Raw genomic sequence first — 20,822 nt, forward strand, 5'->3', positions numbered from 1 at the left:
TGCTCCTTAAAACCACTGAAACAGCACTATGGCTAATACCACGCCTAATAGTGGCATTAACACGCTTACCACCGCCATCGGCCAGTACGCGTTCTGGTGAGTTTCACCACAAATAGCACGGATAGTCGTTACTACGTAGCCATTATGCGGCAGGGAGTCGAGTGCGCCTGATGAAATAGCCACTACCCGATGCAATTGTTCAGCATCGACGCCACGGTCTAAGTAGGTAGGCGCAATTTCGGGCAATGCAATAGCCTGGCCACCTGAAGCAGAGCCCGTTAGGCCGGCAATGGCGCTCACGGCAACAGCTGCGCCGACGAGCTCAGGGCCGGGTAAGTGGGTCATGTACTCTACCACGCTGCTAAATGCCGGTGTCAGCTTGGCAACACTGCCAAAACCAACCACGGCAGCGGTGTTGCCAATAGCTAACAACGCACCCAGTACGCCTTCGTTAGTGGCCAAAGCCGGGTTAGCCAGAAAGCGAAAATTAAGCAAGTATAAACTGACCACCCCACCAGCCAGGGCAATAATTAACGCTGCTTGCTGCAAACTGTCGTGCAGTAAAAATGAGGTAACTAGTACCACTATTAGCGGTATTAAGCCTGTTACCCAATGCGGTAGTGGTCTGTCGCTTACCACGGGGTCGGTGCTGCGCTGAACAAACTGCTCACCGTTTTTCACGGCGTTTTTAATCATCCACATCAGGCTGAAATAACCACCAACCGCCATAAACAACGCCACCACAATGCTTACCTGCCAGCCGGCATAAGGTGTGGTACCAAGATAAGCTATTGGGATCCAGTTTTGAATTTCCGGTGAGCCTGCTGATGTCATGGTAAAGGTAACTGAACCAAGCGCTAGTGCTGCCGGTATAAAGCGACGCGGCAAATTAGCCCCTTTAAATAAGCTTACTGCCATCGGGTAGGCCGAAAACGCCACCACAAATAAACTAACACCGCCATAGGTTAATACGGCACAGGCCATTACGATGGCCAGTACCGCCCGGGTATGGCCAAGGCGTTTTACAATCGCCAGCGCTACCGCATCTGCTGCGCCGGTATGTTCCATCAATTTTCCAAAGATAGACCCTAGCAAAAACATTAAAAACCAGGCGGCAACAAAGCCAGCGAAGCCATTCATATAGCCATGAACAAAATCAATTTTATCAGCGACTTGCCAAAATGGAATGCCGTTGGTTGCGGCTACTAATAACGCACAAAGTGGCGCCGTTATAAATAGATTAAAGCCACGCATCGTAAACACAATCAACAGGCTTAAACCCAGTAGTAAGCCAAAGATACTTAACATCAGCAAATCCTTGTTATCATTTTTAGCTAGTCTGATACAGCTTGGCGATTGCCACCATAGTACTAAGGTACAGGTTAAAAGTTCTGCGTTTAGGCCTAAAGTAACAACACTGGTTAATACCACATTTTGCAATCAATCAGCAGGAGAGCCAAAGATGGCCAATAATTATAATAATGATGAACAACACAATTTTACCCGCTCTGTCCTTAAACCTAGCCTTATCGCCCTGGCTATTAGCAGTTGTTTAGCCGCACCAGCGATGGCGCAGCAGGCTGAGCCAGCCGAAACCGAGTTAAAGCTGGAGCGGATTGAAGTTACCGCCCGGCGCACGGTAGAAAACTTACAGACAGTACCGGTAGCGGTAACGTCTTTAGGCAGTGACGAATTACAACAACGTGGTATGGATAACTTAATTGCTGTACAGCAATATTCACCCAACACCACCTTACAAATTTCTCGCGGTACCAACAGTACGCTCACAGCCTATATTCGTGGTATTGGCCAGCAAGATCCGTTGTGGGGTTTTGAGCCAGGCGTAGGTATATACATTGATGATGTGTACATGGCGCGGCCACAAGGTGCAGCATTAGATGTATATGATGTTGAACGTATAGAAGTGTTACGTGGCCCTCAAGGTACGTTGTATGGCCGTAACACTATCGGTGGTGCGGTTAAATACGTAACTAAAGAACTCACTGGCGATACTGCCTTTGCTGTTCGCGGTACTATTGGTACTGAAAACCAGCAAGATGTTAAGTTATCAGGCCAGGTAGGCTTAACAGACACCTTATTCGTTAGTGGTGCCATTGCCAGCTTTAACCGTGACGGTTTTGGTACCTATTTAAACACCGGCGCTGAAAACTACGATAAAGATGTTCAATCTGGCCGTGTTAGCGTGCAGTGGAATGCCGCAGAGAATTTTACCGTGAGATTAAATGCCGACAAAACCACCGATAAGTCTAATTCAAAAGGTGGCTTTCGCTTAACGCCAAGTTTATTAGTTCCCACTCAGCCATTAACAGACAGCGTGTATGACTCGTACACCAGTATGCCAGCAGATAACAAAGTGGATACTGAAGGCCAATCGTTAACCCTAACCTGGGATGTGGATGATAACTGGACCGTTAAATCTGTTACCGCTAGACGGAAAGGCGTTACTGATACTAATATCGACTTTGATTCTACCCCTTTACAGTCATTAGATGTGCCGGCTTTTTATGAGGATGAACAAACCTCACAAGAGCTACAATTATTATTTAACGGCGATAAATTTAAAATGGCGTCGGGTGTATATTACTACACGGGTGAAGCGTGCGGTGCCTTCGGTACTGTCATTGTTGCCGGTGCGGGTGTAACACTTGAAAACGGGGGTTGTGTTGATACCGATAGTATCGCTGCTTATGCACAAGGTACTTATAAATTAACTGACAAACTATCGTTAACCGCGGGCGGCCGTTATACCAAAGATGATAAAGATGCGACAATGTATCGCAATCTGTACTTAGGCTATAAAGGACCACGCGATATCGCTGCTCCGGGGACGTTATTACAAGTACAAACCGATTTTAGCGGCAGTGAAAGTTTTAGCCATTTTTCACCACGAGTTGGTGCAGAATATCAGTACAGTCGTGACTTAATGTACTACGTTAGTTATACCGATGGCTTTAAGTCGGGTGGTTTTGATATGCGTGCGGTTGAAATTGTTAACCCTAATGCTACCGACCCGTACCAGGAAGAAACTGTTGACACTTATGAGTTTGGTATCAAGAGTGAATGGTTAGAGCAGCGTTTACGTGTGAATGCGGCAGTGTTCCATTCTTCTTACGATGATATGCAAGTTACGGTGCAACGCGCAGTAGGTAATAACGTTGCTTCTCAAGTATTAAACGCGGCTAGCGCCGATATTAATGGTGCTGAACTTGAGGCATTATTTGCGGCAACGCGTGATCTTGAAATCAGTGCGATTGTCGGTTACTTAGATGCGTCGTTTAACAAAGTCGAATTCTTTGACCCGGTATCGCAATCTGTGGTTGACGTATCTGACGTCTGGGGATTTGCTAATACCCCAGAGTTAACCGCAACACTAGCCAGCCGTTATACGGTAGTAACCGATTTTGGTGACTTAGTGTTTAATGCTAACGTAGCTTATCGCGGTGCGACGCAAATTTTTGAAGTACCTTCAGTACTAGATTATGGTGGCTATACTTTAATAAATGCTGGTGTGAACTGGTATTCAAAAGATGGTTACTGGGATGTGTCGTTACAGGGTAAAAACTTAGGTGATAAGCAGGCGCGTATTGCCGGTTATAACTTTGCCTTGTTAGCGCGTGAGCAAACTATTACGGGTTATTATATGGACCCACGTACGGTAAGCTTGTCTGTTGGTTACCGCTTCTAATACGTTAAAAACCTTGCCGGGGCGTAAGCCCCGGTTCATTATAGTGAGCCAACGTGCTCAGAAGTAAACCTTATGATAGCCATCATCGCCGATGATCACCCCTTGTTCAGGGTTGCCTTAGCTCAGGCTTCTTCCGCTATTCTAGGTAGCGACGCCTTATTGCTGCAAGCTCAAACGATGCAACAAGTCTGGCCATTACTGCGCCAGCATCCCGATACGAATTTTATTTTCCTCGACTTGAAAATGCCAGGCGCTGACGGCTTTACCGGCCTTAGTGCTTTGCGCACCGAATACCCTGATGTGCCGATTATTATGGTGTCGGCCGAAGAAGATCCGGTTATTATTAAACAAGCGCTGGCCTTAGGTGCTGCCGCCTATATTCCAAAATCTGTGCCGCTGGAGTTGTTGTCTGACGCCATTAGCGCCGTGCTAAACGGTGATACCTGGTTACCACCTGATTTAGTTGAAGACGTTAAAAATGCTAAGCCGCTAATCGACAATGACTTTGCTCAGCGTTTAGAGCAGCTTACCCCGCAGCAATTTCGGGTGTTAAAAATGATTGCCGACGGCCTGCTTAATAAGCAAATTGCTTACGAGATGAATGTGCAGGAAACCACTATTAAGCAACATGTCTCGGCTATTTTACGCAAATTAAACGTCAACAACCGCACACTGGCCGGCATTATGTTTGAAAAGCTGCGCCTGCCAGAGAGCTATACCGGTTAGCCTATTGTCGCAATTCGCGCTTAAACAATCTCGCCAGCCCCGTTACAGAATACTTAGCTGCGTAATAAGCGCTGAAACAGCCGCTTTAACGCAGCTGGCTTTAGCGGCTTCAGCAGAAAGTAAAAACCACTATTAAGTGCCAGCTCGCGAATATGTTGGTCATGATCAGCCGAGTGAATAATTACCGGCACATTTATGGCAAAGTGGCTGGCCAGCTGTTGGGCCACGGCTACCCCGGTTGCGGCATTATCTAGATGATAGTCAAACAGACACAAGTCGGGTTTAAAACCCTCACGTATGGCTGCCAGAGCAGCGCTAGGCTGACTTACCGCAGTAACCTGGCACCGCCAACTGGTCAATAATGCCTTTACCGCACTAAGTAAATGCGTTTCGTTATCTAATAATAAGATTTTTTTGCCAGCAAAACTGGCGCTAATGTCGCTAATGACGGCCACGGTTTCTAGCGAAATAGCCGGTGTAGCGGCCAGCGGTAAACTAAGACAAAAGCAACTGCCTTTACCTGGCTCAGACTGCACGCTGAGTGTATGGCCTAAAATAGCACTAATACGATGCGCGATAGCAAGGCCAAGGCCCAGCCCTTTTTGATCTGGCTGACTGCCTTGCTGAAATTCTTCAAAAATGCGCTGCAAGTCTGCTTTGGCAATACCCACTCCGCTATCATACACTTTTATTAGTAACTGCTGACCCGCCCGTTTCACGCCGACCACTACCTTGCCGGTGTTAGTATAGCGTACGGCATTGGCCAGTAAATTTTGAATAACCCGTTTTACTAATTTACGGTCGGTGGTAACACTTAGTATGCTGGGGTGCATGCTAAACTTTAGGCCTTTCTCAGCAGCTAGTGCCGCCGCATCACGGCCAATATCATCCAGCAACTGGCTTACTGCTACTGTTTGTGGGTACGCTTTAATTACCCCAGAATCAAGCTTGGTTAAATCCAAAATAGCGGTTAACAGTTCCTCTGCTGAATTAAGTGAGTTAGTTAAGTTGGCACTAAGTTCTTGTAATTCCGGTGTAGTGCTTTTTTGCCGCAGTAAGCCGGCAAACAGCGCAGCGGCATTAAACGGCTGCATTAAATCGTGGCTGGCGGCAGCAAAAAAGCGGGTTTTGGCCGCTGTGTTACTTTCAAGTTGATGCTGGGTGTGTTGCAATTGCTGGTTTAGCAGTTGTAACTCAGACGTGCGCTCGCCCACCCGTTGTTCCAGTAAGGTATTACTTTGCTCAAGTTGGGTTTGTACGGCAATAAAAGAGCTAACGTCGGTGTAGGTAGTAACAAAGCCACCGCCGGGTAACGGATTACCCTGCATTTCCAGTACGCGGCCATCTTGTTGTTGGCGCTGAAATTTATAACTGCTGCCCTGGCGTAAAAAGCTCAGTCGTTTGCTTACTTCAGCTTCTATATTTTCGCTGTCAATTAAGCCACGGTTTAAGTTAAAACGAATAACGTCAGCCACCGGCTTACCCACCTCAACCATGCCGGCTGGATAACTAAACATATCAATGTAACGTTGATTCCAGGCAATTAAACGTAAGTCGGCATCTACTACACTAATGCCCTGACTAATGTTGTCTATGGTAGAGAGCAGCAATGCTTGGTTAAACTGAAATACCTGGCTGGCTTCGTCAACAAACCGCTCAACGGTTTCCATGGGTAACTGGGCATGCCGACCGGCCGCATCCATAATTAAGCGCATTGAGGCGCCGCCAACCACGGCTGCTAAGCTGCGCTCGGCTGCCTGCACCAAATTTACCGGTGCCAATTGGTTTTGTAATGGGCTGGGATTTTTCAGATTCCGCTGCAACAACCGCCGCGCTTCCTTTTCTCCGGCAAAGCGCTTTACCAGCAAATAGCAATCTTGCACGCTTAATTGCAAGCGGCGTCGATTATCACTGCTCAGCTGCGCCCGCAAAAAACGGCCGCTCTCCAGCCATTCACTAACCCGGGTATTACTAAAACGGCTAATAGTAACTACCATCAGACAGTTTACTGACAAGCTCAATAATACCCCTAAGCTCAGTGGGTCGGCTTGCCAGCCAAATAATTGTTGTGGTGCTAACCATTGTAAGCCGAATGGCCCGTTACTTAACCAGCTTGAACCCATTAATCCGGCGCGACTTATTTCCGGTAGTAACAGTATATAGGCCCACACCAACGCGCCGCTAAGCACGCCGGCGATGGCGCCCTGACGGTTAACTTTGCGTGAAAATAAACCCAGAATAAGTGCGGGTGACAGTTGTGCAACCAAGGCAAAGGCCATTAACCCTAGTTGTGCTAAGCCGGTTTCGGTACCAATAAAACGGTAATACACAAAGCCCAATGCCATGACAATTAACATGGCAGAGCGGCGCAAGGTGGCTACTTTGACTCTATTTTGATGTTCGGGCTGCAGCTGACTGCTGCGGTAAAGTAAGGGTGCCAGTAATTCGTTGGTGATCATAATACCCAGCACCACGGTCGCCACCACCACCATACTGGTAGCGGCAGAAAAGCCGCCCAAATAGGCCAGCAAAGCAATGTCGGTGCGGTTTGCTGCCAATGGCAGTTGTAATACCACCACGTCGATATTAACGTCGTTACCCAGTAACATCACGCCAGCCAGCGCCAGCGGCAAGGTGAAAATACTCATAAGCAGCAGGTATAGCGGGAAAATCCAGCGGGCACTGCGCAGGTGGCTTAACTTCTGGTTTTCAACAAAGCTAACGTGAAACTGGCGTGGCAGGCAGAGAGTAGCAAAAAAGCCCAGTAGCGCATGCAACCAGTAAGCATGCATGGGCAGTGCTTGTTGGCGCAAGGTTGCAATGGCCGGATTAACTGCCGCGCTGTCAAAAATACTGGCAAAGCCGTCAAACATGCCAAACACAACAAAACAGCCAATTGCCAGTAATGCCAGTAGTTTAACTAACGATTCAAAGGCAATGGCGGTCATCAGGCCTGGGTTGGGTTGGTGCGCCCTAGCACTTTTACTCACAAATAACAGCGCAAATACCGCCATCCACAGGCTGACATAAAAGCCGGTATCGGTATACCAGTGCAGGCCAACTTCGGCTTTTACCAGGGTGTTAATGCTGGTAGATACGGCGTGAAGTTGCAGTGCAATATAAGGAATAACCGCCATGATCAGAATAAGTGTTATCAGCACAGCCAATGAGCGGGAATGGCCAAAGCGGGTAGCAATAAAGTCGGCAATTGAGGTAATACGGTAACGTCGGCAAGCAATGGCGATGCGGGCAATAAGTTTGAAGCCAAACCAGAATAAAATAAAAGAGCCAATATAGGTCGGTGGGATCCACCAGCCATTAACAGCTGCCTGGGCGGTTACGCCATAAAAGGCCCAGGACGTACAATAAATAGATAAGGCAAAGCTAAATACCCAAGGCGCCAACGGGTGGCGAGCAGTAATGCGCCGACCAAAACGACCAACACTGAATAAAATCAGCAAATATACCAGTGATATGGCGGCTATAGTGGTTAAACCAATGCCGCTGCCATTTTCGATCATTTGTTGTGGTGAGGTCATTCAGTACTCGTTAGCCGATTGTGCCTCAGATACCGGCTTAGTGCTAGCGGGCTGTCCAGCCACCATCTAAAATCAGGGTCTGCGCTGTCATGTGTCTGGCAGCATCCTGACATAAAAAAGCGGCCATTTCGGCAATTTCACTGACATCAATAAAGGCTTTTTGTGGCATGGGTGCCAGCATTATTTGCTCAATAACCTGTTGTTCGGTCAGGTTGTGTTCTTTAGCTTGAGCTGCAATTTGCTGCTCTACCAATGGTGTTTTTACATAAGCCGGGCAAATGGTATTAATGGTGATGTTTTTATCAGCGTTTTCCAATGCCACTACTTTGCTTAACCCTAACAAACCATGTTTAGCAGCAACATAGGCAGATTTAAACGGCGAAGCAATGACCGCATGAATAGAGCCAATATTTATTATCCGGCCAAAGTTGTTACTGCGCATGTGAGGTAACATGGCGCGGGTTAACATGGCTGGTCCGGTGAGCATGACGCTAATCAGCAGCGCCCATTTTTCTGGCGGAAAGTCTTCTAACCGTGCGACATGCTGAATACCGGCGTTATTAACCAGGATATCAGCCGGAAAGCGCTTGGCGCAGGCTTCAATAGCCTGCTGATTAGTGACATCCAACACGCAGTAATCGGCAATAATGCCCTGACTGCAAAGCGCAGCCGCTTTTTGTTGTAGCAGGCTTTCATTTAAATCGGCTAATACCACCTGGTAACCGGCCTGGCCAAAATGGCTGGCGATGGCAAAACCAATACCGCCGGTACCACCGGTAATTACTGCACGCATAGCAATACTCCTGAAAATGTTAATAGCTTATGCTAGGCCGCTACGCAACGGGCAGCAACGGTACTTTAGTGTTAGAAGCCGTAATAGAAGCCACCTTTTTAACTGGCTGTCACCTACACCTTAGCCTCTTGCTTTGCTACAAGCCTATCCTGTGGTAAATTTGCCCGATAAAAATAAAGAAAAGTCAGCTAACGGCCGCTTGTGGTTCAGGTTAGCTTGAAGAATTTCAGGTGATAACATCATCTGCGCTTTGACCAAAAGGAATTCATTTATGACAAATGCTGGTAGAACACCTACCCCGGCAGCCCCTAAACGTGGCTGGTTTACTCGATTTCTTGATACGGTAGAGTGGTTGGGCAATTTACTGCCACACCCGGTGACCTTGTTCGCGCTGTTTGCGCTGCTGGTGGTGGTAGGTAGTGGCGTGGCCGCTTATTTTGATTTTAGTGCGCTTGACCCGCGTCCGGCGGGGGCGGCCGGGCGCTCCGCTGATGGCATTATTCGGGTGGTCAGCTTGTTTAGTGTAGACGGTTTACAGCGGATAATTGCTAATCTGGTAACTAACTTTACTAATTTTCCGCCGCTGGGTGTGGTGTTGGTGGCTCTACTCGGGGTGAGTATTGCCGAGCATTCAGGTTTAATTTCAGCCGCGATGCGCGGCTTGGTAATGGGTGCATCCAAACGGATGGTTACCGTGACGATTGTGTTTGCTGGTATTATTTCTAACACCGCGTCAGAGCTGGGGTATGTGGTGTTAATACCAATGGCCGCCGTTATTTTTCATTCGCTTGGCCGCCATCCACTGGCTGGGTTAGCGGCAGCGTTTGCTGGTGTATCGGGCGGTTATAGTGCCAATTTATTTATTGGTACGGTTGACCCCTTGCTGGCAGGCTTTACCACCTCAGCTGCAAATCTGATAGATCCAAACTACACAGTAGGCCCTGAAGCAAACTGGTATTTTATGATTGCCAGCACCTTTGTTATTGCCACCTTGGGCGCCATTGTCACCGAAAAAATTGTTGAACCTAAATTGGGTAAGTATGATAAAAGTGAAGCCGCTATTGATTTAGATGAGCAGCAGTTAGAAAAACTATCTTTGCGGGAAAAGCGTGGTTTATTGGGCGCTGGTTTGGCATTTTTAGCACTGGCGGTTCTACTGGCGTTAAGTATTGTTCCGGAATGGGGCATTTTACGTAATCCAGAAACGGGTGGCGTGCCCGACTCGCCGTTCTTAAAAGGCATTGTGGTGTTTATCTTTGTTACCTTCGCCATACCTGGTTTTGTTTACGGTAAAATTGTCGGTACCATGCAAACCGATCGCGATGTTATTAACGCCATGTCAAAAAGCATTGGTGCTATGGGCTTGTATATTGTGTTGGTGTTTTTTGCAGCGCAGTTTGTCGCCTTTTTCGGCTGGTCTAATTTAGGCTCTATTTTTGCGGTCAAAGGTGCTACTTTTCTGCAAGAGCTTGGCTTAACCGGGCCCTTGTTGTTTTTGTTTTTTATCGCCATGTGCGGTTTCGTAAACCTGATGCTGGGTTCTGCTTCGGCGCAATGGGCCATTACCGCCCCCATTTTTGTTCCAATGCTGATGATCATTGGTTATTCGCCAGAGGTGATTCAGGCGGCTTACCGTATTGGCGACTCTGTAACGAACATTATTACGCCCATGATGAGTTATTTTGGTCTGATCCTCGCCGTGGCGGCCCGCTATAAAAAAGATTTAGGTCTGGGTACCCTTATTGCTACTATGCTGCCCTATTCAATGGTATTTTTTGTGGGCTGGTCGTTGTTGTTTTACCTTTGGGTATTTGTGTTTAACTTACCGGTAGGGCCAGGCTCACCTACTTATTATCAGTTTACTGCGGGTTAAACATCGAGATGATAAAAAACCGCTGGTACCAGCGGTTTTTTATCTGGCTAATTGAGGCTGACTAATCGCAGTAGTTGATTCACGGCGCAACTTCACGCAAGATAACGCCGGTACGCCAGTAAAGCAGACGGTGGCAGCGGCCAATGGCGCTGAGCATGACAACATCGCAACCCACTGGTATCTTAAAAATCCCATAACAATGAGTTATCTATGGAACAGAATAAAGTAGTAGCGCTAAGTAAAGAACAACATGCCAAAACTAAAATTAGCAATGACAACCGGCTAAGCCATGTTGCTAATCAGCATATGTTGCCAGTAGTAGTACAAGAATTTGTTGTCGCCGGTGCCGAATTTCCACTGGTGTTTGTTAAAGATAGTCAGAATGACAGCTACCAGCCAGTAGCCTTGCTTGGTTTAGCGGTAAACCAAAACCTGGTGTTACAGGATGGTAAATGGCAGGCGCTGTATGTACCTCGGGTAGTGCGTAATTATCCTCTGGTGTTAGTGCAGCCAGAGCCAAACAGTGACAAGTTAGTTGTGGCAGTTGACCAGTCTTCTGAGCGTGTTAACGAAGCTGAAGGTTTCCCGCTATTTAATGATGACGGAACCGAAAGCGACTACCTGGTCGAGCGAAAAAAGCAAATGGGTGAGTTTGTTGATTTTAGCCGGATGACCCGAGGCTTCACCGAAAAGCTGAAAAGTCTGGATTTAATTAAAGAGCAAGTATTAACTATCACCGTTGATGGTGAGCCACGCAATATTAATGGCATTCACATGATCGACGAAAAAAAGCTGAATGAGTTAGATAATGAGGTGTTTCTAGAATTGCGTCAGTTAGGTTTTCTGACCGCTATTTATGCTCATCTCTTGTCGTTACAACATACGCAAAAACTGGTACAGAAGCTGGCAAAACCAGTCTAATCACCCGTAATAAGCACTAAAACGGCACCTTCTGGTGCCGTTTTAGTTGCTGCAAGCTGCGTAATTAGTTTAGTGCAATCTATCTTGTGTGGCCTGTAGTGTCGGTCAGTGTGAACGGTCATAACTCATGCTAGAGTGGATAAGTACTAACAGTTGAGATGATGCGATGAATCAAAGTAGTGTTGTTACGGATACCTTGCAAAGTATTGCGGTTGCAAAGTTGTTTGACGGTAATAGCTGGCACAGTAATGTCGAACTAAGTTGGCAAAACGGCATGATCTTAACCTTGAAACCCGCTAATGGGCCGGTGCAGGCCGGTATTTTAGTTCCGGGGTTTATTGACCTACAAGTTAATGGCGGCGGTGGTATGTTATTTAATACCGCCCCGGTATTAGAAACATTGCAAACAATGACTCAGGCGCATTGCCGTTTTGGTACTACCGCTATGCTACCGACTGTTATTACCGACGCTTTAACAATAATGCAGCGCGCCGCCGATGTTATCGCGATGGCGTTGACTAAAGGCTTACCGGGCATTATAGGTATACATTTTGAAGGGCCGCATTTAGCGGTACCTAAAAAAGGCGTCCACCCGGCAGAGCATATCCGACCGATAAGCGCAGGCGAGCTGGCGTTGTACCAGCGAACGGATCTTGGCATCAAATTAATAACAGTAGCACCTGAAAACGTCACTCCTGCCCAAATTCAGCAACTGGTAGCAGCGGGTATGCGGGTGTGGCTGGGCCATTCTGATGCTGATGCCGCTACAGTAAGTATGGCATTAGCGGCTGGCGCCAGTGGTTTTACTCACCTTTATAATGCCATGTCGCCGTTAACCTCGCGTGAGCCTGGCATGGTCGGCGTAGCGTTAACCGATAATGCCAGCTGGTGCGGGATAATTCTCGATGGCCTGCATGTGCACCCAACGGCGGCTAAATTAGCACTGGCCGCTAAGCCTAAAGGCAAAGTACTGCTGGTTACCGATGCTATGGCGCCCGTGGGTACTAACGACACTGAATTCGCCTTTTTTAGTGGCAGGGTGGTACGCGATGGCAACAAGTTAACCAATGAGGCCGGCGTATTGGCAGGTTCAGTATTGGATATGGCAGGTGCGGTGCGTTATGCTATTGAGGTGCTGGCGGTAGAGCCGGCTGAAGCACTTCGTATGGCCGCCTTGTATCCGGCGCAGGCATTAGGGTGTGCCGATAAGCTCGGCAAGCTTGGCGGTGGTTATCAAGCCGATATGTTGTTGCTAAACCATGCGTATCAGGTGCAGCAAAGCTGGATAGCGGGTACCCAGGCTTATCCCTTGCCACCTCTTTAGCTGCGAAAACAATCAGCAAACGTCAACACGCCCTAATCTATATAAATAATAAAAAGCTACTCAGGCTTTTTGAATTTGGCTTGCAAGGCCTGCTCTACGTGCGCGGGCACAAAGCTGCTGATGTCGCCGCCATGGCGGCATACTTCTTTTACCAGTGTTGAAGAAATAAAGGTGTTTTTCTCTGAGGGTGTCATAAACAAGCTGTCTAATTCCGGGTTAAGCTGCCTATTCATGCTGGCTAACTGAAATTCATATTCATAATCTGCTACTGCCCGCACGCCACGTAACAATACCTGGGCGTGCTGTTCTTTGGCAAACTGCGCCAGCAAGCCGGAGAAACCGATAACCGTAACATTGTCGCATGTTGCAAAAGCCTGTTTCGCCAGCGCTACCCGCTCGGCCAGGCTGAACAATGGCTGTTTACTGGGGTTAGCGGCTACGCCAACCACCACAGAGTCAAATAAGCGGGCCGCGCGCAGCACCAGATCACTATGGCCATTGGTGAGTGGGTCAAAGGTGCCGGGGTAAATGGCTTTTACTTTCATATTTTTGTACTTATATTAGCGCCACTTAACAGCGTAATCGTGCAAGCGACTAGAGTTTGTAGTCAGTTTGGCGTTACTATAGCAAAATAATGCTCAAACAAAGAAGCTTAGCCGTAGCAATGGAAAAAAAGCTCAGAACAAAAGATAAAATTTTACACGCTAGCATTGCCCTGTTTAATGAGGTAGGCGAGCGGCAGGTGACCACTAATCATATTGCTGCCCATTTGGGTATTAGCCCAGGAAATTTGTATTACCACTTTCGTAACAAAGAAGACATTGTCAGGCAAATCTTTAAAGAATATGCCAAGTTACTGGAAACCCGAATTAAACCACCGTCTGCTCACACTGAAGCACTGGATGCGCTGGCCGAATATCTGGATGCCATTTTTGAATTAATGTGGCGCTTTCATTTTTTCTACGCCAATTTGCCGGATATTCTGGCCCGGGACAGTGCACTGCAACAAGATTATGCCCGGGTACAGCAAGGTGTGCTGGAGCGGGTCATCAGTGTACTTAACGCGTTGAAGAGTAAAGCCGTTATTGACATTGCTGATGAGGATATTAGTGATTTTGCACATAGTATAAAATTGCTGGTCACTTTTTGGATTAGTTACCTGAAAACGCAGGCACCGGATAAAGCCATTAACCATGCCAGCGTTTATCAGGGGGTATTAAAAGTACTGTTGTTATTTAAGCCTTATGCGACCACTAAGGCGTTGCCGCGTATTGAAAAGCTGCAGCAGCATTATATTATGCTGGCCCAATCTGATCCGACCAGCAGCTAAAATGTCGCTATCAATGTAGCTGATTGTTTACAGCTTTTCTGTTAAGCGCTATGGCGCTTAATGATCAATCGCTGCAGGGTTGCCGCTTAACCATTACAATGCTTATCTTTTTTTAATTGCCCGGATAATCGTTAATCAGGAGGCTATATGCGCAACGGCGCTTTTTTACAACACCTACAACAACAAATAGCAGACGTAACCGCAGAAGGGTTATTTAAAGCAGAGCGAATTATCGCCTCGCAGCAGCAGGCTGATGTTACTGTGGGCGGTACTCAGGTTTTAAATTTTTGTGCTAATAACTATTTAGGTTTAGCCAATCATCCTGATCTTATTGCCGCCGCTAAGCAAGGTCTGGATAGTCATGGCTTTGGCGTAGCGTCAGTACGTTTTATTTGTGGCACTCAGGATATTCATAAAACCCTGGAAGCGAAGATCAGCGAATTTCTGGGTACCGAAGATACTATTTTATATTCGTCCTGCTTTGATGCTAACGGTGGGTTATTCGAAACAATTCTGGGGCCAGAAGATGCGGTTATTTCTGATGCCTTGAATCATGCATCGATAATAGACGGTGTGCGTTTATGTAAAGCGAAACGTTATCGTTATGCCAACAATGATATGGCCGATTTGGAAACGCAGTTAAAACAAGCTGAGGCTGATGGTGCCCGCTTTAAACTTATTGCCACCGACGGTGTTTTTTCAATGGACGGCAGTATTGCCGACTTAAAAGCAGTATGTGATTTAGCCGACAAATACAACGCCATGGTAATGGTTGATGACAGCCATGCAGTTGGTTTTGTTGGTAAAACTGGCCGCGGCACCCATGAATACTGTGACGTACTGGAACGGGTTGATATTATTACAGGTACCCTGGGTAAAGCCTTAGGCGGTGCATCGGGCGGTTATACCTCAGGTAAAAAAGAAGTGATAGCTTGGTTACGTCAGCGTTCACGGCCTTATTTATTTTCTAACTCATTAGCACCTTCTATTGTGACTGCCTCAATTAAGGTACTGGACATGCTGGCTACCGGCGATGCGCTGCGCGCTAAGCTGTGGGAGAACGCCAATTATTTTCGTGAGCAAATGAGTGCGGCCGGCTTTACGTTGGCAGGTAAAGATCACGCCATTATTCCGGTGATGCTGGGCGATGCCAAAGTTGCTGCTGAAATGTCTAAACGCATGTTGGCCGAAGGTATTTATGTGGTGGGGTTTTCTTTCCCGGTGGTACCAAAAGGTCAGGCCCGTATTCGGACTCAAATTTCTGCAGCACACAGTAAAACTCAGCTGGATAAGGCTATTGCAGCCTTTATTCGTATTGGTAAAGACATGGGCGTGATCGCATAAGGGCGGGGCGTAAAATGAAAGCATTAGCAAAATTAAAAGCGGAACCGGGTATCTGGCAAACTGAGGTAGATAAACCGGAAGTTGGCCCAAATGACGTACTTATCCGCATTAAAAAAACCGCTATTTGTGGTACCGATGTGCATATTTTTAAATGGGATGAATGGGCTCAGAACACCATTCCGCACGGCATGGTTGTTGGCCATGAGTATGTTGGCGTTATTGAAGGCATGGGTACCGAAGTGCGTGGTTTTAACGTGGGCGACCGCGTGTCAGGCGAAGGCCATATAACTTGTGGTTATTGCCGTAACTGCCGGGCTGGACGGGTACATTTATGCCGCAACACCATTGGTGTTGGCGTAAACCGGGCTGGCTCGTTTGCCGAGTATCTGGTGATACCCGCCTTTAATGCCTTTAAGCTGCCAGATAATATTCCGGATAATATTGCCGCTATTTTTGACCCGTTTGGTAATGCTGTGCATACGGCTTTATCATTTGATTTAGTTGGCGAAGATGTATTAATTACTGGTGCCGGCCCAATTGGTATTATGGCGGCTGCAGTGGCGCGCCATGTGGGTGCCCGCCATGTGGTGGTGACCGATGTTAACCCGTACCGATTGGAATTAGCGCTAAAAATGGGCGCTAGTCGAGCGGTTGATGTTTCTAAGCAAAGCTTAAAAGACGTTATGAAAGCGCTGGGCATGACCGAAGGCTTTGACGTTGGCATGGAGATGTCCGGTGTACCTTCTGCGTTTAGCAGCATGCTGGATACCATGAACCACGGCGGCAAAATTGCCATGTTAGGCATTCCGCCTGCCAGTATGGCAATAGACTGGACTAAGGTTATTTTTAAAGGGCTAATTATTAAAGGTATTTACGGTCGGGAAATGTTTGAAACCTGGTATAAAATGGCCAGCTTAATTCAATCCGGGCTCGATTTAACACCAATGGTAACCCACGAAATGCCGATGGAGCGCTTCCAGGAAGGTTTTGAGATTATGTGCTCAGGGCAATCTGGTAAAGTAATCTTAAACTGGTGAGTCGATCATAATTCTATTCTGCTGCAAAAAGGCGAACCTTGGTTCGCCTTTTTTGTCTTTTTTTTATGTCACTTCTGTCTGTTTTTTATACTGCTTTTGGTTTTTTACTATCAGCATTATGTATTCTCACAATATTTTCTGCCTAAAGCCATAAAATAAAACAAGTTTTATTTTATGGTTCGTTTTATGCAGTTTAGCTGTGTGTGTCGTTTTACACATAGCTCACTAATAATAACAAGAGGTGGTTCATGTTTAAATCTGTATTCTTCACCCTGGCACTGTTGGTCTCTAGCGCTCTAGTGTTGCCGCAAACGGCTCAGGCAGGCCTGATAATAACTCAGCAATTTCAGTTGGAAGATGGCACTATTTTTGGCAGATTATCGATAGATATTGATGATATTGACGAATTTGGCTTTGTGGAAAACTGGCAACTATTTGAATTGTTTGGCACAACGATGACTGAAAACTATTTGTTTTCTGCCCAGTATAATCCGCTAAATCTGCTGGCGGGTTTGGAATTTCTTAGCTTTGATGTAAGCGGCATCGACAATATTTTTGCCTACCAAGGATTTTGGGATAAAGCATTGAACTTAGGATTTTTTGATATTTTTAGCCCGAGGGGAGGAGACCCTGTCGATTTTTTCAATATTAGGCTGGGCGCGGTTAGCGTCAGTGAACCGGCTAGCTGGTTGTTGTTTTTAACTGCCGGGTTTGGTTTGTTGTTACGCCGACGCCTAGTGTAGTGGTTGCTTAGCTAAAACAGAAAAAATGATAATAACCTGATGCTTTGTCAGCTTGATTTACAGCCATTAACACTTTAACCGACAATGCTATCGATTTTTTATAATCATAACTATATAAAAATATTCGATATATTTTATTGTTGGTTACAGGAGTTAGGCAACGTAATGTCAGGTTTTTATGCAAGCTTTCAGTAATCACTTAGTAAGTAAATGCTGCTGTGCACTTGACGTGTGTAACAGCCAAATAATGACAACGATATCGCCACCTAATACGGCGTATTGCAAAACCCATACTGTAGGTTTTTGCAGATGACTATTTTGCGTTGCGAATGTTTACTTTCGGAGAAACAAAGATGCAATTTAACCGACTTACTTGCAGAACATCGCTAGCTTTTGCTATCGCGTTAGGCATGACAGTGTCTGCTGCCAGTCAGGCAGCAAATTATGAAATTAGTGTGGACCGTAGTCAGCTGGCTCAAGCCGCAGATAATATTGATGAAGTGCCTTATATCGTGCAGGTAAAAGGTAAAAGCGGCGTGGAAAAAGCTGAAGAGCTGGGTGAGTTATTACCCACTGCACAGTTTGTTAGCGTTGGCTTAAACCGCTACAATGCAAATTCAGCAAGAATACTAAGCTACACCTCTAGCTTAAAAAGCTTTCATCAACAGTTGGCCGCGCAAAGCGGTAGTGGCGATATTCTTTATTCTTACACCCATACCTTTAATGGCTTCTCGACTAAGATGACAGCCGCACAGGCTGAGACGTTACGCAATCATCCCAATATTTCAGGTGTCTGGCGTGATGAAGCGCAGCAGTTAACCACCTCCAATACACCGGCTTTCCTTGGTTTGACTACGGGCCCTGATGGTCTGCATGTGCAAGGCATAAAAGGTGAAGGAGTCGTCATAGGTATAATAGACAGTGGTATTTGGCCAGAACACCCAAGCTTTGCGGATGATGGCAGTTATGCACCTATTGCTGGTTGGACAGGCATTTGTGATAGCGGAGAAGATGTTAGTTTTAGTTGTAATAATAAAGTCATCGGCGCCCGTTATTATAAAGACAGTTTTGAAAGTGTTTATCAGATCCAGCCGGGTGAGTTTATTTCACCAAGAGATGCCGATAACCACGGTAGTCATACTGCCTCAACTGCCGGTGGCAACGAAGGTGTTACCGCCATTTTTAATGGCACCCCTGTTACCACCATTTCTGGTATTGCGCCGCGTGCCCGGCTGGCAATTTATAAAGCCTGTTGGAATAGCAGCTATGTTAGTCCGGAAGGCGTTCCAGAACGGGGTTGTTTTGGTGCTGATACCATGGCGGCGATAGATCAGGCCGTTGCAGATGGCGTTGACATTATTAACTATTCAATTAGTGGTAGTTTAACTAGCCTGACCACTCCGCAAGCCGCCGCAAAACTGCGTGCAGCACAAGCCGGCGTGGTGGTTGCTGTATCGGCAGGTAATAGTGGCCCGACAGTAAGCACTGTTGGCACTCCGGCGCCTTGGGTAATGTCAGTTGCGGCGTCTACTTATAGTGGTACCAGTATTGCCAATGGCATAGAAGTGATTGCGGGGCCACTACAAGGGACATATATTGCGGTAGAAGGCGGCACTTCATTACCATTAAGTGAAGTGGGTGACATAACTGCCAATGTTACTGTTGCACAGCCGCTGCTAGCGTGTACGGCCTTAAGCAATGGTGCTGCGATTGCGGGCCGTTTTGTTTTGATCCAGCGCGGTACCTGTGGCTTTGATGTTAAGTTAGCTAATGCTGAAGCAGCTGGCGCTGTTGGGGTTATTGTCTACAACAACTCTGCTGCGTCGCCTATAGTTATGGGTGGCACCGGCAGTTTTGGTATTCCAGCTGTTATGACAACCTTGGCTGCGGGCAATGCGTTTAACAGCGAAATTACCGCTGGTGGTGCAATAACAGTGAAAATGAGCCCATCAGTATTTGTTAATGATGTTGTTGAAGTGGGCAATGTGATGGCCGGCTTTTCTTCACGGGGACCCAATTTATCAAGCTCTGATGTCATTAAACCTGATATTACTGCCCCTGGCGTAAAAATTCTGGCGGCAGGTTCATCCAGGCCAATGTTATCACCCGCGGGCCGCGACTTTATTTATTTGCAAGGCACGTCGATGTCCAGCCCACATATTGCGGGTATTGCGGCCTTAATTAAAGAGGCCAATCCAGATTGGTCCGCGGCAATGATTAAATCTGCCATTATGACGACTGCCAGACAGAACCTGACCAAAGAAAATGGTATTACTCCAGCTACTCCGTTTGACTTTGGCGCTGGCCATGCTGTTCCAAACAGTGCGGTTAACCCAGGTTTAACGTATCCCATTACCAATTTGGAGTATTTTGCTTTCCTGTGTGGTATTGGTGAAAGAGCGTTTGTACAGACAACCAGTGGTTTTTCTTGTGATGCCTATATTGGCGCAGGTTTTCGGATTGATCCTAGCCAGTTAAACCTGCCTTCAATGGCTATTGCTGAATTGGCCGGTGCCGAAACACTACAGCGACGTGTTACTGATGTCAGTGGTTCAATGTCAGTTTATACCGCTACCGTAGAGGCGCCTGCAGGGGTTACGGTAACAGTGCGGACCAACGAGGCCGGCAATGTTTTGACCGTGCCTGCCGATGGCACTGCAGCGTTTAGTGTAACCTTTACGCCAACCGCCAGTGCAGTGCAGCAACAGTGGTTGTTTGGTGCTATTACCTGGTCTAATGGCCAACATAGTGTTAGAAGCCCTATCGCCGTTAAAGTGGTGCCGCCAAAATTAATTATTGCCCCAGAACAGGTAGTCGGTAATGTCGCGGCGCGCTCAGGCCGGATAAGTTTTCCGGTGCAAATGAATTATAGCGGCGTTACCAGTGCCAGTATGGTGGGCTTGACTGCACCGTTCGGTTCAGCCGGCACGGTTGCTCAGGATGCTGACCAAGCATTTGTTTTTAACGAGGCCGGGCTTGGTTTTCACACCTTCCTAGTGCCAGCGGGAACCGAAGCCTTGCGGATTAGTTTATACGAGCAGTTATCCAGTGTACCGGGCGCAGATCTGGACTTTTATGCCTATCGTTGTATTGCGTTTTCATGTACTGCAGTGGGCTCTTCGGCAAATAACGGGGGTAATGAAGCGGTGACTTTGCGTAACCCGTTACCCGCGAACAACGGGGCGGCTGGCGATTTTTACCTGGTGTTTGTGCACGGCTATGATTTACTTGGCGCCACAAATGCGACCTACACCATGCCGGTTTGGGTAGTGAATGCCAACGTTGGTAACACACGTATTTTAGCCAGTACGAGGGCTATAGAGGGGCGTTTTAATAACGTTACTTTATTAACAAGTGGTTTAACTGCCAGCCCGTTCCCGTTCTTGGGTGTTGCGTCATTTTTTGATGCAGACGGTATTAAACAAAGTACCAGCTTACTGGAAGTTACCGCCAGATAAGTAACAGCGTTTTGTTAGTGAGGGTTAA

14 protein-coding genes are annotated in these 20,822 nt (G+C 47.0%); 10 read left to right on the forward strand and 4 right to left on the reverse strand.

The window, feature by feature from the left end:
* Positions 1–6 precede the first annotated feature (6 nt).
* Positions 7–1,308: a GntP family permease gene (locus VT06_RS05265; protein ID WP_046553362.1), complete on the reverse strand. Its 1,302-nt coding sequence runs from the start codon at positions 1,306–1,308 to the stop codon at positions 7–9.
* A 154-nt stretch (positions 1,309–1,462) separates the two neighbouring features.
* On the opposite strand from VT06_RS05265, the gene VT06_RS05270 reads away from it, so the two are divergent.
* Positions 1,463–3,706, forward strand: a complete 2,244-nt coding sequence (locus tag VT06_RS05270; RefSeq protein WP_046553232.1) for a TonB-dependent receptor — start codon at positions 1,463–1,465, stop codon at positions 3,704–3,706.
* A 72-nt stretch (positions 3,707–3,778) separates the two neighbouring features.
* Positions 3,779–4,432: a response regulator transcription factor gene (locus VT06_RS05275; protein ID WP_046553233.1), complete on the forward strand. Its 654-nt coding sequence runs from the start codon at positions 3,779–3,781 to the stop codon at positions 4,430–4,432.
* Positions 4,433–4,485: 53 nt separating this feature from the next.
* Here VT06_RS05275 and VT06_RS05280 read toward each other — a convergent pair whose 3' ends face one another.
* The gene (locus tag VT06_RS05280; RefSeq protein ID WP_046553234.1) at positions 4,486–7,971 is read right to left on the reverse strand and encodes a PAS domain-containing hybrid sensor histidine kinase/response regulator; all 3,486 of its coding nucleotides are present in this window, start codon (positions 7,969–7,971) and stop codon (positions 4,486–4,488) included.
* A 43-nt stretch (positions 7,972–8,014) separates the two neighbouring features.
* Positions 8,015–8,764: a 3-hydroxybutyrate dehydrogenase gene (locus VT06_RS05285; RefSeq protein ID WP_046553235.1), complete on the reverse strand. Its 750-nt coding sequence runs from the start codon at positions 8,762–8,764 to the stop codon at positions 8,015–8,017.
* Positions 8,765–9,035: 271 nt separating this feature from the next.
* On the opposite strand from VT06_RS05285, the gene VT06_RS05290 reads away from it, so the two are divergent.
* The 3 genes from VT06_RS05290 (at position 9,036) to nagA (ending at position 12,882) form a co-directional block, all read left to right on the forward strand.
* Positions 9,036–10,637: an AbgT family transporter gene (locus tag VT06_RS05290; protein WP_046553236.1), complete on the forward strand. Its 1,602-nt coding sequence runs from the start codon at positions 9,036–9,038 to the stop codon at positions 10,635–10,637.
* A gap of 210 nt (positions 10,638–10,847) precedes the next feature.
* Positions 10,848–11,558, forward strand: coding sequence for a SapC family protein (locus tag VT06_RS05295; RefSeq protein ID WP_046553237.1), 711 nt, complete (start codon positions 10,848–10,850; stop codon positions 11,556–11,558).
* A 166-nt stretch (positions 11,559–11,724) separates the two neighbouring features.
* Positions 11,725–12,882 (forward strand): N-acetylglucosamine-6-phosphate deacetylase, encoded by a 1,158-nt coding sequence (gene nagA, locus VT06_RS05300; RefSeq protein ID WP_046553238.1) that lies wholly within the window; start codon positions 11,725–11,727, stop codon positions 12,880–12,882.
* Between the two features lie 56 nt (positions 12,883–12,938).
* On the opposite strand, the gene coaD is transcribed toward nagA, so the two are convergent.
* The gene (coaD, locus tag VT06_RS05305; RefSeq protein ID WP_046553239.1) at positions 12,939–13,427 is read right to left on the reverse strand and encodes a pantetheine-phosphate adenylyltransferase; all 489 of its coding nucleotides are present in this window, start codon (positions 13,425–13,427) and stop codon (positions 12,939–12,941) included.
* Between the two features lie 89 nt (positions 13,428–13,516).
* Between coaD and VT06_RS05310 the strand changes: the two genes are divergently transcribed.
* The 5 genes from VT06_RS05310 (at position 13,517) to VT06_RS05335 (ending at position 20,794) form a co-directional block, all read left to right on the forward strand.
* On the forward strand, positions 13,517–14,212 hold the full coding sequence (locus VT06_RS05310) for a TetR/AcrR family transcriptional regulator (RefSeq protein WP_235357365.1): 696 nt from the start codon (positions 13,517–13,519) through the stop codon (positions 14,210–14,212).
* Between the two features lie 147 nt (positions 14,213–14,359).
* On the forward strand, positions 14,360–15,556 hold the full coding sequence (locus VT06_RS05315; protein ID WP_046553241.1) for a glycine C-acetyltransferase: 1,197 nt from the start codon (positions 14,360–14,362) through the stop codon (positions 15,554–15,556).
* 14 nt (positions 15,557–15,570) lie between these two features.
* Positions 15,571–16,593: an L-threonine 3-dehydrogenase gene (tdh, locus tag VT06_RS05320; protein WP_046553242.1), complete on the forward strand. Its 1,023-nt coding sequence runs from the start codon at positions 15,571–15,573 to the stop codon at positions 16,591–16,593.
* A 248-nt stretch (positions 16,594–16,841) separates the two neighbouring features.
* Positions 16,842–17,336, forward strand: coding sequence for a PEP-CTERM sorting domain-containing protein (locus VT06_RS05325; protein WP_046553243.1), 495 nt, complete (start codon positions 16,842–16,844; stop codon positions 17,334–17,336).
* Positions 17,337–17,689: 353 nt separating this feature from the next.
* The gene (locus tag VT06_RS05335; RefSeq protein WP_046553245.1) at positions 17,690–20,794 is read left to right on the forward strand and encodes a S8 family serine peptidase; all 3,105 of its coding nucleotides are present in this window, start codon (positions 17,690–17,692) and stop codon (positions 20,792–20,794) included.
* The last annotated feature ends 28 nt before the right edge of the window (positions 20,795–20,822 follow it).

Source organism: Arsukibacterium sp. MJ3 (genome assembly GCF_000987765.1).
In the GTDB taxonomy this organism is placed as follows: domain Bacteria; phylum Pseudomonadota; class Gammaproteobacteria; order Enterobacterales; family Alteromonadaceae; genus Alishewanella.

Coding starts and splice junctions, on each gene's coding strand:
- tdh (WP_046553242.1), top strand. CDS start 15,571: ATGAAAGCATTAGCAAAATTAAAAGCGGAACCGGGTATCTGGCAAACT.
- VT06_RS05315 (WP_046553241.1), top strand. CDS start 14,360: ATGCGCAACGGCGCTTTTTTACAACACCTACAACAACAAATAGCAGAC.
- VT06_RS05280 (WP_046553234.1), bottom strand. CDS start 7,971: ATGACCTCACCACAACAAATGATCGAAAATGGCAGCGGCATTGGTTTA.
- VT06_RS05270 (WP_046553232.1), top strand. CDS start 1,463: ATGGCCAATAATTATAATAATGATGAACAACACAATTTTACCCGCTCT.
- VT06_RS05285 (WP_046553235.1), bottom strand. CDS start 8,764: ATGCGTGCAGTAATTACCGGTGGTACCGGCGGTATTGGTTTTGCCATC.
- VT06_RS05290 (WP_046553236.1), top strand. CDS start 9,036: ATGACAAATGCTGGTAGAACACCTACCCCGGCAGCCCCTAAACGTGGC.
- coaD (WP_046553239.1), bottom strand. CDS start 13,427: ATGAAAGTAAAAGCCATTTACCCCGGCACCTTTGACCCACTCACCAAT.
- VT06_RS05295 (WP_046553237.1), top strand. CDS start 10,848: ATGGAACAGAATAAAGTAGTAGCGCTAAGTAAAGAACAACATGCCAAA.
- VT06_RS05275 (WP_046553233.1), top strand. CDS start 3,779: ATGATAGCCATCATCGCCGATGATCACCCCTTGTTCAGGGTTGCCTTA.
- VT06_RS05325 (WP_046553243.1), top strand. CDS start 16,842: ATGTTTAAATCTGTATTCTTCACCCTGGCACTGTTGGTCTCTAGCGCT.
- nagA (WP_046553238.1), top strand. CDS start 11,725: ATGAATCAAAGTAGTGTTGTTACGGATACCTTGCAAAGTATTGCGGTT.
- VT06_RS05310 (WP_235357365.1), top strand. CDS start 13,517: ATGCTCAAACAAAGAAGCTTAGCCGTAGCAATGGAAAAAAAGCTCAGA.
- VT06_RS05265 (WP_046553362.1), bottom strand. CDS start 1,308: ATGTTAAGTATCTTTGGCTTACTACTGGGTTTAAGCCTGTTGATTGTG.
- VT06_RS05335 (WP_046553245.1), top strand. CDS start 17,690: ATGCAATTTAACCGACTTACTTGCAGAACATCGCTAGCTTTTGCTATC.